Genomic DNA, 15,618 nt, shown 5'->3' on the forward strand with positions numbered 1-15,618 from the left:
ATAAATCAGAAATCAATAGAGCAGCTCCCTTTGGTATTCTATCATTCTATAACCTTTGCAATTCTGTAGTTGCGCAGGTCCAATTGGAAGCTGCTCTTAATTTATAAGGGGAGATAGTGTTGAAAAGATTGGAGAACCGAATTGCGCTTGTAACAGGGGGCAGCCGTGGAATTGGCGAGGCCATCGTGCTGAGACTGGCCGAGGAAGGCGCCGATGTGGCCATTAATTACACGTCTGACCGTTCACGTTCTTTGGCTGAAGCCGTCAAGGACAAGGTAGAAGCGCTAGGCCGCCGAGCGATCGTCGTTCGAGCCGATGTAGGACGTAAAGAAGAGGTGCTCGCGATGTTCGATCAGATTGAGCGGGAGCTTGGCGAGGTTGAAATTTTGGTGAATAATGCCGGGATTGCGCCGTTCGAGCCTTTCATGAAAGTATCGGAAGAAACCTGGGATCGCACCTACAACACCAATGTCAAATCGATTTTTCTCTGTTCCCAAAGGGCATCCGACAAAATGACGGTCAAGCGGTACGGAAAAATAATAAACGTCTTGTCGACCGCCAGTCTGCTCGTTACCAGCCCGGTGATTCCGCATTATCAATCCTCTAAAGCAGCCGCGAATATGCTGACCAAAGGAATGGCGATTGAGTTGGGTAAATATAACATTAATGTAAATGCTGTAGGACCCAGCACCGTGGACACGGATATGTGTACAGATTATTTGGCCGATCCCGCAATCCGGCAGAAGGAAGTGGAAGCGAATCCGATGAAACGGCTGGGGACCGCCCGGCAAATCGGGGACGCGGTCGTCTTTCTCGCCTCGGAGGAAGCGATGCAGGTCAACGGCCATCTGTTGATGGTGGATGGCGGTCTGACTGTTAAGGCGGCCCAGCCCGACGATCATATGGACAGATAAAATCAGCTAAGCGGTGTCTATATGAATGTTCATCGATGGGGAGGTTAGGAAGATGACGATAAGATGGCAGTACAGGACCACGACGGAGACGCAGCGTCTAGACGAATGGGGAGAGCAAGGCTGGGAATTGGTCAGTGTAGTTATCGTGGACGGTCGGGAAAAGCTGTATTTCAAAAAGCCGGCCCCGTCTATACGCGAGCAGATTACGCTGGAACAGCGCAGTCAAGTCATCGGAGAGACCAGGGAGGACTCGGAAGCATGAAAAAAAGCGGAATTCTTCACCCGGAGCTGAACCGGATATTGGCCGAGACCGGTCATACGGATCTGTTGACGATTTGTGATCGGGGCTTTCCGGTCCCGATGACAGTCGAGCGTCTCGACCTGGCTCTGGTCGATAATCTTCCGTCGGTTATGGATGTTCTTCAGGCCGTACATGACGAATTTATCATTGACCGGATTATTGTAACCGAGGAAATGCTGGAGGCGAGTCCAGAGCGTTTTGCCGCCATGCAGAAGGCTTGCCCCCGTGTGGGCTGGACGATCATCCCGCATGTCCGATTCAAGGAAATCTGCCCGGAATCCCGGGCCGTTATTCGTACCGGAGATACGACTCCCTATGCGAATATTATGATCGTCTCGGGCTAATCAGCATACATATGTTCAGTGATGCCTGCAGGAAATAAGGATAAGGTCAGGGGATAAGGAGGAAGCAAGGATGAGACTAAGGGAAAAAGTATGCTTAATCACCGGTTCCGGATCGGGAATCGGACAGAGTACCGCCCTGTTATTTGCCAGGGAAGGCGCGACGGTCATCGTTAATGATTTGGATGAGGAGAAGGGCAATTCAACCGTAGCGCAGATTAAAGAGGGCGGTGGGGAAGGGCTGTTCCTTCGGGCCGACGTGACCGATCCTGCGCAAGTCGATGATATGATTAGCGAAGCGTTAGCTCAATATGGACGGATCGACGTGCTGTTCAACAACGCCGGAATTAGCGGAGTAGGCGCTCTGCATGAAGTGGAGCCGGAAGTATGGGACAGAGTGATGAACATTAACATCAGGGGAGTATATTTGCCCTCCAAATATGTTCTCCCGCATATGATGGAGCGCAAGGAAGGCTCGATTATTAACATGTCGTCCTGTATTGCCGAGATCGGCTTGGCACGGCGCGCGTCTTACGCGGCGACCAAAGGGGCGGTCCTTGCCCTGACGAAATCGATGCAGGTCGACTACGCGCCGTACGGCATCCGGGTTAATGCGCTGCTGCCCGGAACCATCCTGACTCCGTTCGTCGAAAATTATTTGCGAACCTCATATGAGGATCCGGAAGAGGCCATCGCCTCGATCAAGACGCGCCAATTAAGCGGGGAACTGGGAAGGCCGGAGGATGTGGCGAAGGCTGCATTATTCCTGGCCTCCGACGAATCCAAGTTTATGATGGGCTCTCCGCTTTATATAGACGGCGGGGTCGTTTTTGGCAAAAATGCATAGAGAACAAGTTGCTTTTGCCTCTCATTTAAAGGAAGATTTGATGGTGTATCGACTTTTATACAGGTGAGGAGGGATTGGTTTGCAAGCAGACAGGCTAGATGTTCCATTAAACAGGAACAGGTTATGGTATCGTCAACCAGCCGCAAAATGGGTTCAGGCGATTCCGATCGGCAACGGGAAGCTCGGTGGAATGATCTTCGGCAAGGTCGCCGAGGAAAAAATTCAATTGAACGAGGATTCCGTCTGGTACGGGGGACCGATGGAAAGGGATAATCCCGATGCTCCGGAGCATCTGGCGGAAATCCGCAGGCTGCTGTTCGCGGGCCGGCCCGAAGAGGCTGAACGGCTGGCGCGTATGGCGCTTACCTCTTCGCCCAAATATTTTGGGCCCTATCAGCCGCTGGGTGATTTGAATCTGTATTTTGCCGGCCATTCAGCGGAAGCGGATCAGTACGTCCGGGAATTGGACATGGACGCCGGAGTGGCCCGAGTCCAATACCGGATAGGTAACGTTAACTATACCCGTGAGCTGTTTTGCAGTGCGGTAGATGATGTCATGGCCGTTCGGCTGACCTGCGATCAGCCTGGAGAATTAACGCTCAGTGCGAATCTTAGCCGTCGTCCCTTCGACCGGGGAACGGTCTCGATAGGCAGCGATGCGATCGCCATGACCGGGCAGTGCGGTCCGGATGGAATCGAATACTGCGCGATGCTGACAGCGGTCAGTGAAGGCGGAAGGGTACAGATTATCGGAGATTTTGTATCGGTTGAGGAAGCGGACTCGATTACGTTATATATTGCTGCAGCAACGACTTACCGCCACGAGCAGCCGCTGGAAGTGTGCACAAGAAAGATAGAGTCCGCCGCTGCTATGACCTACACGGAGCTGCGGGACCGGCATGTGCACGATCATCGTGTCTTGTTCCGGAGGATGGAGCTTAGACTGGGAAGCGATGAAGCTATCCTCGAGCGAGACCGATGTTCTACGGACGAGCGGTTGGAGCGTATTCAAGAAGGGGAAGCGGATCACGGTCTGATCGAGCAGTTTTTTCAATTTGGCCGATATTTGTTAATGGCCAGCTCCCGTCCCGGCTCCCTGCCGGCCAATCTCCAGGGCATATGGAATGATAATTTTACCCCAAGCTGGGAATCCAAATATACGATTAATATTAATACGGAGATGAATTATTGGCCGGCGGAAGTATGCAATCTGGCGGAGTGCCATGCCCCGCTTTTTGACCTAATCGACAAGATGAAGGCCAGCGGACGCCAAACCGCTTCCCAAGTCTATGGAGCGAGAGGCTTCGTCGCTCACCATAATACGAATTTGTGGGGAGACACGGCGATGGACGGCGCCATTCTCTCCTCCATTATTTGGCCGATGGGTGCGGCTTGGCTGTCGCTCCATCTGTGGGAGCATTATCGCTTCGGATTGGATCGAAGCTTTCTTGCGGAGCGGGTCTACCCGACGCTCAAGGAGGCGTCCGAATTTTTCCTCGATTATTTGGTTGAGGATAGTCAGGGCCGGCTCGTCACCGGACCGTCCTTATCGCCGGAGAACCGGTATCGAACGGAAGAAGGCAATCATGGCGTACTCTGCATGGGGCCGTCGATGGATTCACAAATATTGCACGCTCTCTTTACGGGCTGCATAGAAGCTGCTGAAATCCTGAATGTGGACGACACGTTCCGCCATCAGCTTCAAGCAGCGAGAAGCCGTCTCCCGCAGCCGCAGATCGGCAAGCATGGACAAATTATGGAGTGGTCCAACGATTACGATGAACCGGAGCCGGGGCACCGTCATATTTCACATTTGTTCGCGCTTCATCCGGGAGAGCAAATTAATGCTCGCCAGACGCCGGAATGGGCCGAAGCGGCGAGAAGGACGCTGGAGCGGAGACTGGCCAATGGAGGCGGGCATACAGGCTGGAGCCGGGCGTGGATCGTCAACTTCTGGGCGCGACTGGAAGATGGCGAGCAGGCCTATGAGCATCTCCATGCACTTATGGCTCAGTCGGTGCTGCCGAATTTGTTCGGCAATCATCCGCCCTTCCAAATCGACGCTAATTTCGGCGGAACCGCTGCTGTAGCCGAGATGCTCCTGCAATCGCACGGAGGAGAGCTGAGGCTGCTGCCTGCTTTGCCGACCGCATGGGCTGCCGGTCATATCCGCGGCTTGCGGGCGCGGGGCGGGTTCGAGCTGGATCTGGAATGGGCGGCAGGCCGCTTGACCCGCGCCATCCTCCGCTCCAGCTCGGGAAGCCGCTGCACCGTTCGCAGCGATCAACCGCTAGTTGTCCATAAGGAGGGCCGGCCGGTTGAAACAGAATCACCGGAAGCCGCCTTGTACTCTTTTGACACGCAGGCCGGTGGCGAATATGAGATATTGGTTACTTATTAAATAATCCACACCCAATAGCGAAGAGGAAATTCTATCATAATGGCGATAACGAAGGCATTTATGCCCTTCGTTATCGCCATTTTCGTTGTCTGGTTCCACTGTGTATTATATAATATAGATGGTTAATCAAATGGATATATAAGGGATAAGGCACTTTCGTTCGGAAAAGATAGACCGATGTCTTTGGTGCGGCTTATATAGCTTGAATATAAAAATCAGACCTCAGAAGAAGCGATGCTACACAGGGATGAGTAAAGGGGTTATTCATGATGATGGACAAGAAAGAATACGGGCTCATGGACATCCTTAGAATCCCCTTCCAATGTGCGCCCGTTGCAGCGATTTTGGTAGCTGCTCAACTGCTTTTGAATGGCTTGGTGCCTACTTTACAAATCGTAGTGACCGCCCGTTTTATTGACAGCGCTTTAATCGTTGTGCGGGACCAAGCCGATATAAGCTTGATTTATCCTTCCATGCTGGCCGTGGTTGCCTTAATTGCTTTTACATGGATATCCAGGCAGTTGGCCAAACTCGTCCAGGTGCGTCTGGAACTGGCCATTCGGGAGCGATTTCGTACCGCCCTCGTAGTAAAACGAGCGAAGCTCGCATATAAACACATCGAAAATAACGAAACCTGGAATTTGATCTCCCGTGTTTCCAAAACCCCGGAAACTCAAATGACAACAGCCTATACAGATTTGTTATCGCTGGTCGCTAAAGCGATTCGAATCGGAGGGATCCTCACCCTGCTTTTCACACAGGTGTGGTGGGCCGCTTTGGTGATTATTGTCATTTCTATCCCGCTATTTGCACTTGCTATCAAGAGCGGCAAGGCAACCTACCAAGCTAACAGGGAAGTATCCAAGCATAAGAGGAAGTATGAATATTTATCCGAAGTCCTTACAGGCCGGGAAGCCGTCGATGAGCGATCGATGTTTGGGTATAGCGATAGAGTTAACCAAATCTGGAGTCACCAATATGAAACGGCAAGGCGAATCGAATATAAGACCGAGAAGAAATGGTTTATCAAAATGAAGACCGGCAGCGTGCTGACCGCACTCCTTTCGTTTCTTATTATTTTAGTGCTGCTGGGTCCTGTTTTGTCTGGTGCCATGACGATCGGAATGTTCATCTCGCTTGTCAACGCTGTGTTTGGTCTGGTTCAGATGATGTCGTGGGATTTAACTAGCAATATGGATCAATTGGCCAAGCATAGAGAGTATTTGATAGATTTATCTTCTTTTTCTAAATTGGAGGAAGAGGAGGGGGCCATCGCTGTTCCCGTCGCTCCAGCCCCGGTTTTTGAATCCTTGGAGTTTAGGAATGTCAGCTTTAAATATCCCGGGACCGATAAAAAGATACTGGACGGCTTGTCCTTGCGGATAACAGCGGGTATGCACTACGCCTTCGTAGGGATTAACGGAGCAGGCAAAACAACAATTACTAAGCTCATCACCGGGCTCTACACCAACTATGAAGGTGAAATACGGTTGAACGGTAAGAACCTGTCCGAGTATAGCCAAGGAGAATTAAAGGCGTTCTACTCGGTCGTCTATCAGGATTTCGCCCAATATTTTATTACTATGAAGGATAATATCGCCGTAGGAGATGTTAATGGATTACCGGATAAAGCTGCGAACCGTCGGATTCAGAACGCTATAGATAACGTTGGCTTAAGTTATGTGGAAGCGACACTGCCGCAGGGCAAGGAGACTCCGCTTGGCAAAATTCGAGAAGGCGGCCAGGACGTATCTGGGGGAGAGTGGCAGCGAATAGCCATGGCCCGAGCTATCCTCAATCCGGCTCCTTTAAGAATACTGGATGAACCGACCGCTGCCCTGGATCCGCTTAGTGAAAGCAAGCTGTATGAAGAATTTGAACAAATCAGCAGAGATAAAACGACTTTGTTTATTAGCCACCGGCTCGGTTCAACCCAGCTGGCAGATGAAATTTTCGTGATCGGGGACGGGAGGGTCATCGAACAAGGAAGTCATACGAAGTTGATCGGCCTTGGAGGCGTTTATGCTCGAATGTATGAAAGCCAGAGGAGTTGGTACCAATAAACAGATCATCGACTAATGCCAAAAAACTGTCGCTGGCCGCTATCCTATTCCGGCTGCTTCCTTTATTTGTTACAGCCTTCCCTTTATTTTTTATACTGGCTAATGGGGTCGGACTGCTCCATGGCGGCTCCATTGCTTTTATTACTGTAGTCACCCAACGTTTCTTTGATTCCGTTACGGCTGCGGTTATGGACCGATCCGGGCTGGGGACTGTCTTTTGGATGGCGATAGCCTTAGGTGCGGTTACGATCAGTATGCAAGTGCTGAATGGCCTCCATAATTTCATGGCAAATACCTTTTTCAAAAAAATGACCGGTTATTTAAGCAGGCGCATTAACGATAAAGCTTCACGTATTGATCCGGTTTCCTATGAGTCTCCTCAGCTGCTGGATGATATTAATAAGGCCAATGAGGGGATGAGCAACAGTCTGGGTCTAATGTTTACGGCTTTCACGATCTTTACCTTTTATCTGCCCTATTTTTTATTTATGGGGGGATACCTGTATACACTTAAGCCGATCCTGGCCGTTACTCTGGTTCTAATTTTTATTCCCGTAATGATCACACAGCTGATTCGCGGCTCTGTATTTGCCAAGCTCGAAGATCAGGCAGCTCCGATCCGCCGCCAATATGAATATTACGAGCGCTGTATCTGCGATCGCGAATATTACAAGGAAACCCGTATTTTAGGAGCTTTTGGCTTTTTCAAACAGCTTTACGAAACGGCATTGTCCCTGCTAAGGAAGAAGACGTGGGATGCAGAAGTCAAAACCGGACTGCTTGAGCTGGGCATGAAAATGATTACTTTAGCGGGCTATTTCGGCGTTCTCTATTTAATGTTCGATGCGCTGCTGGCTGGTGAGATTACGATAGGCGCCTTTGCGGCTGTGTTTGCTTCTATTGAAATGATGTTTGGAATAATGGAAGAGGTCATCTCCCGTCACATTGGTGGAATGACCAGAAATATGGGCACAGTCCGAAACTTTATCCGGTTTCTCGATTTGCCCGAAAGAGAAGGCGAAGATGTACCGGTGGATCCCGGCAGCGGAATCCAACTGGACAATGTAACTTTTCGTTATCCCGGAGCGGAGAGGGATTCCTTGGCAGGTATTTCTCTGGAAGTCAAGAAAGGCGAGACGATCGCTATTGTTGGCGAGAACGGGGCTGGCAAAACCACACTCGTTAAGCTGATGACCGGGCTATTTCTTCCGAGCGAAGGCTGTGTGCGTATTGGGGGCGTGGATACGAGAGAAGTTTCCGGGAAATCCATCTATAGAGGAATATCAGCTGTGTTTCAGAAGTACCAGCGCTATAAAATGACATTGGATGAGAATATCCGCATCAGTGATCCGGAAGCAAGCCATAGGGATAACAGCCACGATCAAAGACTGCTTGCCGCCGTGGATAAGGCTGATTTGGACCTTCGAGAACAGCACTTCCCCCAAGGCTTCCGCACGATGCTTTCGCGTGAGTTCGACGGCGTCGATCTGTCTGGCGGGCAATGGCAGAGGGTAGCCATCGCCCGAGGATTTTATCGAATCCACAATATGATTGTACTCGATGAACCTACCGCTGCCATTGACCCAATTGAAGAGACCAACCTGTATCAGAAATTTGCCGATATCTCCAGAGACAAAACCTCTATTATTGTGACTCATCGGTTAGGTTCAGCCAAAATTGCCGATCGAATTGTCGTCATGGATCAAGGAAGGATCGTGGAACTCGGTACCCATGACGAACTCCTGCGGGAAGGCGGCAAATACGCTGCCATGTTTGAAGCTCAGGCTAGATGGTATGTCATGCAATAATTCATTGGACATAGTCATGTACAGGAGCCCCAGTTAATAAGGAACTGAGTGGATAATAGCGACTTATAAAAACGCGGCATCGGGTAATCGGTGCCTTTGCCGTTTTAACAAGGCACCCGGACTGTGCAGATTAGAGTAAGGATTGGCATGAAAGAGAAGAAAGACATTGCATCAATGAGGTGCAAAAATGCCTCTTAAATCGACCTTTGTCCGGAATTGAGTAATTAAAAGGCAAAAGTACCCTTTAATTTGGTGAAATCGTCGATATTCGAAAAATATGAAAAAATAGAGCGCATTTTTGCACCTTGATCTCGAAAATTGCAAAATCTGCAGAATTGAGGTGCACATTTGCTCTTTAACTATAGTTACCACATCAAATCATCTGAGAAGTTACGAACCAGTTCATAACGCGATACTCTAGTGGCATTCCCTCCTAACAAGGGGCGAAGTCTGCCTTTGGAACACAGAGTTTGCAAATGCTTTACAGCTGTTCTACGGTTCATATTGAATTCCTCGACTACATCGATCGGACGAATGGGCCTATTAAGATGGATCGCTAGTAGTAATATATTTCTTTCCATTGAGTTATCAGATCCGGACTCCTTTTCCCCAAGCAAATAATGGCTAAACAAAACTCTTAACAGGCTAATCGTTAATTCAGGCCGGGAAATCACATCGTCAAAGGGAATGGACAAAACACGAAAGCCCATCCCTTGTAAAAATGTTTCTCTGTTTAGTTCATCGCAGTACCTTTGACGGTCCATAGTTTGAACGTGTGGACCATAGCCTTTTACTTCCAGAGCAATTTTGATATGTCCGGGCAGCCAAGCAAAGTCAATAAAAAAGGGTCTTCCTCTCCAATCCAGTACCTCGTATTCAGGATGAAGGTTATCGAAATTTCCGTGGAGGGGCCACCAGACTTTTTGCAGAAACATAATCTCCGCATGCTTATGCCCTCTTTTTAATCTTCCCCTTCGTTCCCCTGTTCTTTTTTGCAAATGCTGATTCAGCCATTTCTCATGCAACTTATTAAATTCCAAATAGAAACCCTCCTAAAAAACAAAACGCCCCTGAATCATCTCATGGATGAATAGGGACGTTCTTCGTCACATATTGTTATCTAGATTATAGCATGATAATACCAGATTGACATTAAATTGGTTGAATTTTATGTGGATAATTTTTGATAGGAGTTCTAAGTAATTTTAATAGTATTCTAGTCTTTTTAGTAATTGGAAAAGAGTGTTCCGAAATCCAGCGGTTGACAGTCCAGTGGTCATGCTTGTAGATTGGTTAGTCACAATGATGTGAAATAGTGTGTGGTAAATATCGTGTGGTGGATTAGAGTACAAAAATGCTTCTTAAATCGACCTTTGTCCGGAATTGAGCAAATAATGTGCAAAAGTACCCTTTAATTTTGGCGAAATGGTCGATATTCAAAAAGTATGGAAAATAGAGAGCATTTTTGCACCTTGATGGCGAAAATTACAATATCTGCAGAATTGAGGTGCACATTTGATCTTTAATTTTAGAAAGGGCACCAGCAGGTTGATATATTATATTGAGTCCCCTATAATTATTAGTGATAATCATTATCAATCACAGCAATCCATTGGATCACGAATGATAGTGCGTCCAGTCGCGCCGGGAGCTGAACATCTATTAACTACGTAATAATTGGAAGGCTTTTTATTTAACGAAAGGACTTTTTACGGCGATCAGGCGAACGGCTTTAGTGCAATGAGTTATTTAATCATTATTAAACATTCCCGCAATTGTTAATCGTATTGTCGTTTTGCTGATTATGAACTACTGTCCGATTTCATTCAAGGAAAGGAAGCCAAATCGATATGAGATTAGAAGAAGCCATTGTAGAAAGAAGAAGTATAGGCAAGGTAAAGACCGATCCGGTAGATAAATCATTGATAAATAAACTGTTGGAAGCGGCTGTATGGGCGCCTAATCATTATCATACGGAGCCGTGGCGTTTTTTTGTAATGACTGGCGAAGGGCGCAACCGATTGGCCGAGGCTTACCGGGAAATTGCCAAGGAAGAATCGGAGGCGGCCGGCACTCCAGCTAACGAGGAGTTGCTGCGCAAGCAGTGGGGGAAAGCTTTTCGTGCCCCGGTCGTTATTGCTGTGGCGGCTTCTCCCTCATCTCTGCCCAAGGTACATGAGATAGAGGAGTTGGCCGCGCTTCACGCAGCCATCCAAAACATGCTGCTGACCGCGCATTCGCTAGGACTCGGGGCCATCTGGAGATCGGGCCAGCCATTGTATCATACGAGGATGAAGCAGGCCTTTGGCTTGGAAGAACATGAATCGATGGCCGGCTTAATCTATGTTGGATACCCGGAGAAGGAAGCGCCAGCTTCGCGAAGAACATCCTACACAGAGAAAACGGTCTGGTTGGAAGAGCAGGCATAGAAAAAAGATAGTTGTTCAAAATAGGGTCCAAGAATTCATCGTAATAAATAAATGGCGACTAGTCTTTGAAGTAGTCTAAGAAATCAATGCAAAAATGAAGCAGACCCGGGAGTATCGAGAGGAACCGTGGAAAGAGTCAGGGAAGCAGGGTCTGGAATAATGGTGTTCCTTTATAATATTTTTCTAGCCACGGTGATAACAAAGAGGGAACAGCGGACGAATCTCCCGTTGCTCCCTCTTTCTTCCCTATTAGCAGCTTTTTCAAATCCCCTTCCATCGTTAGGACACCCGGTTTGGCAATACAGATTAGTCCTGCGGACCAATTCTACAGATCGACCTTCCCGGATCGATCTTACCTGTCAATCTTGTAAATCAGTCGCACAGCTCCAACTCGATGACGGTATCGAGCTCATCTGGCAGTCGGGCTCCTTTTAAATGGATGAAGGCTCCGGTATCCGCATTGGAGTACTGCTCGGCCATCCATGGTGTTTCTACCTTTAACTCGGAGCCATCCGAGAGCAGCCTCGCTCGCTTAATCTTTCCTTTCAGTCCGGCAAAATAGACAGGGCCGATCCCCCGATCAAACACGTGCGCATACAATTTATTGCCCTTTTGAGTGTATCGTCCCCATTCAGGCTTGGCCAGATCCGCCGCTCCGCAGCCATAGATGCTTTCACCGTTTCGCTCCATCCAGCGGCCGACCTCTGCCAGAATGTCTATGGACTCCCGAGGAATAATTCCTTTGGCATCGGGTCCGACATTCAACAGCAGGTTGCCATTCTTGCTGACGCATTCCACAAGCGCACGCACGATCTGCTGCGGTGATTTGTAGTCCCGATCCCAGGCGTGATATCCCCAGTGGTTATTCAGCGTAACGCACGCTTCCCACGGCACGGGCTCTCCGTTGGCGTCCAACACCCCATTTGCCGGCAAAATTTGCTCGGGAGAATAGAAATCTCCCGCATAGATTTCCGGTTCGGCCGCTTTGATGTTTCCGCCTAGCCGATTGTCAATTAGAATGTCCGGCTGGATTGAGCGAATCATATGAACCAGCTCAGTTGCCTTCCACTTTTCGCCTGTCATGTCGTCATATGAAAAATCGAACCACATGATGTCTATTTTCCCGTACTGGGTTAACAATTCCTTGACTTGCCCGTGAAAATATTGAATATAGCGGTTGAAATCGGCAGGATTATCCTTGAAAGCTTCATTGGCTCTCATCGGATGCTGTCTGTCTCCGTAAGCCGGGTAATCCTTGTGATGCCAATCAATGACAGAATAATAGAATCCGACTTTAAGCCCTTCCTCACGAAAAGCATCGACATACTCGCGAATCAAATCCCGTCCGGCTGGAGTGTTCGTCGCTTTATATTCGGTTAACTGGCTGTCAAACAGACAGAAGCCGTCATGATGCTTTGCGGTTAATACGGCGTACTTCTGCCCGGCAGCTTTGGCCGCCTTGGCCCACGCTCGCGGATCATACTGGGTCGGGTTAAACTCCTGAAAGAACGGTTCATAATCTTCCACGCTCAATCTTTCAAAGCTCCTCACCCATTCCCCTCTCGCTGGAATAGCGTAAAGTCCCCAGTGGATGAACATTCCAAAGCGGTCGTTACGGAACCATTCGGTTCGTTTCCATCTTTCGTTCATATGGATGATCACACCTCTCCTTCTAGAACTCTGATGATTTGGGTACTGCCATAGAATGGAAAAGTTACTGCCGCCTGAAGAATTTCAAACTCCAGCTGGCGATAAACTATCCATTATATTCAGTCGGCCATTCTCGAAGTATTCTGATAGCACTTGTACAGTCGCTGAATGTGTTTGCAGCTTATCTTCAATCTAGCGTTATTCCGGTGCTAAAGGAAGGGACGAAACCGAACAATCATAGCACAATATCGACTTATCGATTATAGTTAACAGAAACGGTTTTATTGAAAAGACATCATTCGCTTATGGATACTGAACGTTAAGATGAAAAAAGAGCGGAGAGAAGGCTTGGATCTGGGGAAGCAGAAAAACTCGTCCTTGCGAGTCAGGTGAGGACAAGCTGGAGGAGGACTGAGAGACTTATGATCTGTTTGGAGCTGCCTATTCCCCCGCTGCCGCAATTGATTACGGTAGGGGATTCTCGCTGGGAGCCGGGAATGAAGCATTTTAAAAGACAATTTGATGTCTACGATCTTTTGTTTGTCACTAGCGGAGTATTTCATATGGCGGAAGATGATAACTCCTATTCCGTCTGTGCGGGGGAGATGCTTGTGCTGGAGCCGGGACGGATGCATGCGGGGTACCGAGAGTGCGAGGAGGAGACGATCGTTTACTTTCTTCATTTTGCCCATCCAACTCCCCTTCGGTCTCTTCCAGCGGAACAAATCGCCTGGTCGACGGTGCTGCGGCAGGGCAGCACGACCGACTCCACTCCGACGGAGCAGGTCATGTATTTGCCCAAATACGGCCGGATTCAGATGGAGCCGGCGGTGGCCACACTGCGGGAAATGATCGAGCTGCACGATAGCTTTACGCTGCATAACTCGCTGCGCCTTCATTCGCTGTTAGGGCAGCTTCTGTGGCAACTGCAGGCCAATGCGCGCTCGCGGCAGTTGTCGCCTTCAATGTCTCTAAGTGAAGAGGTCATAGCCTATTTGCAGCAGCGGCTTCTTTATCCGTTCGATTCCAAGGAGCTCGAGGCTCATTTTCATTTCCATTTTGACTACATCACCCGCTGTCTTAAGAAGCATACGGGGATGACGCCTCTGCGATATTTACATCATATTCGTATGGAGAGAGCGAAATCGTTGCTGGAAAATACGGACACTTCCATTCAGGACATTGCCGAACAGGTAGGCATCGCCAACTATAACTATTTTATCCGGCTGTTCCGGCAGAAAACAGGAATGAGCCCAAGCAAATACCGCTCCTCCCGAGCGGGAGGAGCGGACCTTTAACAGCACAATACCGAAATATGCGTTGCACGACAAGGCATGACAGTGGCTAATCACTATAGCTTTTATTTATGGCGAAGGGTCTATGTAATTAACACCAGAGGTATATTTATTGCTGGCATTCCACAATAAGAACTCATTAATGCCGTTATCGTTCAATGCCCGGACCTGTTCTTCGATTTCCTTCTTGCCGTAAGGGATATATCCGGGGACCCAGGAAGCTGTAAAATCTTGAATCCAGGGCCGGACGATCGGCTTGAGCGGACCGAGCGGTTCCAGCTTCTTATGCGTATCTACACTTGAGCCGCTTATTACAGTATAAGGCTCGGCATCCGGAACATTCACACCATACCAGCCGGTAGTGTAGTGGCTTGGGTAAACCATTGCGCTGATGACATCGACGTTGAGCGAAATTTTTTCAAAATCTTGACCGATTCCTTCGGCAGCGGGGACGGAGGCGGCATAACCGAAGATGTCTACCGATACACGGACTCCTAACGGATTTAACTGCTCTCTCGCATATTTGACAAAACCAGCCACCGCTTCGATGCGACTTCTTTCGTCTTTGTCGTATTGGAGAATATCAGCCCGTTTCTCAAAGCCTTCAGGAAAACGAACATAATCGAACTGGATTTCTTTAAATCCCGCCTTGGCAGCTTCTTTGGCAATTTCAATGTTATAATCCCACACTTCTTTGCGATAGGGATTGACGAAGCTTTCCGGAGGCTTCTTACCATTGGCCCAGAGGGTGCCATCCGGCTGAACGAATGATAAATCGGGTCGTTTATTGGCTAGAATCGTATCCTTGAACACGACTATTCGGGCTATCGGATACACTTCATGTTCTTTTAACGTATCCATTAGCTTGTTAATGTCGGGTATGATTTTATAAGTCGTATCGTAAGCTTCCAGCTCCGGATTATTCGTTGCGTAGGTAATGTTCCCCCAGTCGTCCTTAACGTCGATGACCATTGCGTTTAATTCCGTCTCGTCGATCAGCTCCAGCAACGTATTCATTCTGGCACCGCCCGCGCTGTGTGCTGTAACATAAATTCCTCTAACTGGCGGGGCATCAGGCTGAGGGTCTATTTTGAGGACCGGCCTTAATGGATCATACTCCTCTTCTATAGCGGGTGCCTGCATGGAAGCCTGCATCAGCTGTTCCATAGTCACGTCCGGATTTGCCGAAGAAACGTTCCCCCACATCATGAGCATGGCGGCCAAAATCATTTCCATATTCTCTCTCTCCCAATCCAATGTTGTTTTGTACTTCCTGCTGCTCGGACAAGTTATTTACCACATATAGAATTTATAAGTTTCTGCTTCCTGAGTTCCATCAAATTCTATTTGGCGATAAAAACAACCTTTAAACGAGGTCGCTCATCCTCGAATTACTCCGATAGGAGTTTTTCTCATGGTTATTTCATAAACGTAAAGGCTCCGCAACGAAACGGAAAAAGCACAATATGTCAATTATACGGTAAGGAAGCCTTTCATTAAAGGGGAAAAAAGGTTTTTTTGTCAGATGAATGTAAGCAATAAATTAACTTCTCAACCGAGGCGATTTAA

The 15,618-nt window shown here is 48.5% G+C and carries 12 protein-coding genes; 9 read left to right on the forward strand and 3 right to left on the reverse strand.

Annotated features, from left to right (window positions below; all coding sequences use genetic code 11):
* The first annotated feature begins 119 nt into the window (after positions 1-119).
* The 7 genes from KJS69_RS15135 to KJS69_RS15165 all read left to right on the forward strand — a co-directional run bounded on the left by KJS69_RS15135 (position 120) and on the right by KJS69_RS15165 (position 8,675).
* Positions 120-914: an SDR family NAD(P)-dependent oxidoreductase gene (locus tag KJS69_RS15135; protein WP_213584614.1), complete on the forward strand. Its 795-nt coding sequence runs from the start codon at positions 120-122 to the stop codon at positions 912-914.
* A gap of 52 nt (positions 915-966) precedes the next feature.
* Positions 967-1,176 (forward strand): hypothetical protein, encoded by a 210-nt coding sequence (locus KJS69_RS15140; protein WP_213584615.1) that lies wholly within the window; start codon positions 967-969, stop codon positions 1,174-1,176.
* Positions 1,173-1,559, forward strand: a complete 387-nt coding sequence (rbsD, locus tag KJS69_RS15145) for a D-ribose pyranase (RefSeq protein WP_213584616.1) — start codon at positions 1,173-1,175, stop codon at positions 1,557-1,559. The genes KJS69_RS15140 and rbsD overlap by 4 nt, the downstream gene beginning before the upstream one ends.
* Before the next feature lie 70 nt (positions 1,560-1,629).
* Positions 1,630-2,403 (forward strand): SDR family NAD(P)-dependent oxidoreductase, encoded by a 774-nt coding sequence (locus KJS69_RS15150; protein ID WP_213584617.1) that lies wholly within the window; start codon positions 1,630-1,632, stop codon positions 2,401-2,403.
* A gap of 79 nt (positions 2,404-2,482) precedes the next feature.
* Complete coding sequence (locus KJS69_RS15155) at positions 2,483-4,804, forward strand: glycoside hydrolase family 95 protein (RefSeq protein ID WP_213584618.1); 2,322 nt, start codon at positions 2,483-2,485, stop codon at positions 4,802-4,804.
* A 266-nt stretch (positions 4,805-5,070) separates the two neighbouring features.
* Complete coding sequence (locus KJS69_RS15160) at positions 5,071-6,867, forward strand: ABC transporter ATP-binding protein (protein ID WP_213584619.1); 1,797 nt, start codon at positions 5,071-5,073, stop codon at positions 6,865-6,867.
* The gene (locus tag KJS69_RS15165) at positions 6,855-8,675 is read left to right on the forward strand and encodes an ABC transporter ATP-binding protein (RefSeq protein ID WP_213584620.1); all 1,821 of its coding nucleotides are present in this window, start codon (positions 6,855-6,857) and stop codon (positions 8,673-8,675) included. Before KJS69_RS15160 ends, KJS69_RS15165 begins: the two co-directional genes overlap by 13 nt.
* Before the next feature lie 365 nt (positions 8,676-9,040).
* Here the strand turns inward: KJS69_RS15165 and KJS69_RS15170 are convergent, their stop codons facing one another.
* Positions 9,041-9,715, reverse strand: a complete 675-nt coding sequence (locus KJS69_RS15170; RefSeq protein WP_213584621.1) for a hypothetical protein — start codon at positions 9,713-9,715, stop codon at positions 9,041-9,043.
* Positions 9,716-10,525: 810 nt separating this feature from the next.
* Between KJS69_RS15170 and KJS69_RS15175 the strand changes: the two genes are divergently transcribed.
* The gene (locus KJS69_RS15175; RefSeq protein WP_213584622.1) at positions 10,526-11,104 is read left to right on the forward strand and encodes a nitroreductase family protein; all 579 of its coding nucleotides are present in this window, start codon (positions 10,526-10,528) and stop codon (positions 11,102-11,104) included.
* Between the two features lie 372 nt (positions 11,105-11,476).
* Here KJS69_RS15175 and KJS69_RS15180 read toward each other — a convergent pair whose 3' ends face one another.
* Complete coding sequence (locus tag KJS69_RS15180) at positions 11,477-12,754, reverse strand: alpha-L-fucosidase (protein WP_213584623.1); 1,278 nt, start codon at positions 12,752-12,754, stop codon at positions 11,477-11,479.
* A 422-nt stretch (positions 12,755-13,176) separates the two neighbouring features.
* Between KJS69_RS15180 and KJS69_RS15185 the strand changes: the two genes are divergently transcribed.
* Positions 13,177-14,052 (forward strand): helix-turn-helix transcriptional regulator, encoded by an 876-nt coding sequence (locus tag KJS69_RS15185; protein ID WP_213584624.1) that lies wholly within the window; start codon positions 13,177-13,179, stop codon positions 14,050-14,052.
* Between the two features lie 66 nt (positions 14,053-14,118).
* Here KJS69_RS15185 and KJS69_RS15190 read toward each other — a convergent pair whose 3' ends face one another.
* Positions 14,119-15,285 carry a putative glycoside hydrolase gene (locus KJS69_RS15190; protein ID WP_213584625.1) on the reverse strand — a complete coding sequence of 389 codons (1,167 nt, stop codon included), beginning with the start codon at positions 15,283-15,285 and terminating at the stop codon, positions 14,119-14,121.
* Positions 15,286-15,618 lie beyond the last annotated feature (333 nt).

The sequence above is a fragment of the Paenibacillus sp. J2TS4 genome, assembly GCF_018403245.1.
Lineage (GTDB): Bacteria > Bacillota > Bacilli > Paenibacillales > NBRC-103111 > Paenibacillus_L.

Bases quoted from the DNA above. Each gene is read 5' to 3' on its own strand.
- KJS69_RS15180 (WP_213584623.1), bottom strand. From the start codon at position 12,754: ATGAACGAAAGATGGAAACGAACCGAATGGTTCCGTAACGACCGCTTT.
- KJS69_RS15160 (WP_213584619.1), top strand. From the start codon at position 5,071: ATGATGATGGACAAGAAAGAATACGGGCTCATGGACATCCTTAGAATC.
- KJS69_RS15150 (WP_213584617.1), top strand. From the start codon at position 1,630: ATGAGACTAAGGGAAAAAGTATGCTTAATCACCGGTTCCGGATCGGGA.
- KJS69_RS15185 (WP_213584624.1), top strand. From the start codon at position 13,177: ATGATCTGTTTGGAGCTGCCTATTCCCCCGCTGCCGCAATTGATTACG.
- rbsD (WP_213584616.1), top strand. From the start codon at position 1,173: ATGAAAAAAAGCGGAATTCTTCACCCGGAGCTGAACCGGATATTGGCC.
- KJS69_RS15175 (WP_213584622.1), top strand. From the start codon at position 10,526: ATGAGATTAGAAGAAGCCATTGTAGAAAGAAGAAGTATAGGCAAGGTA.
- KJS69_RS15140 (WP_213584615.1), top strand. From the start codon at position 967: ATGACGATAAGATGGCAGTACAGGACCACGACGGAGACGCAGCGTCTA.
- KJS69_RS15190 (WP_213584625.1), bottom strand. From the start codon at position 15,285: ATGGAAATGATTTTGGCCGCCATGCTCATGATGTGGGGGAACGTTTCT.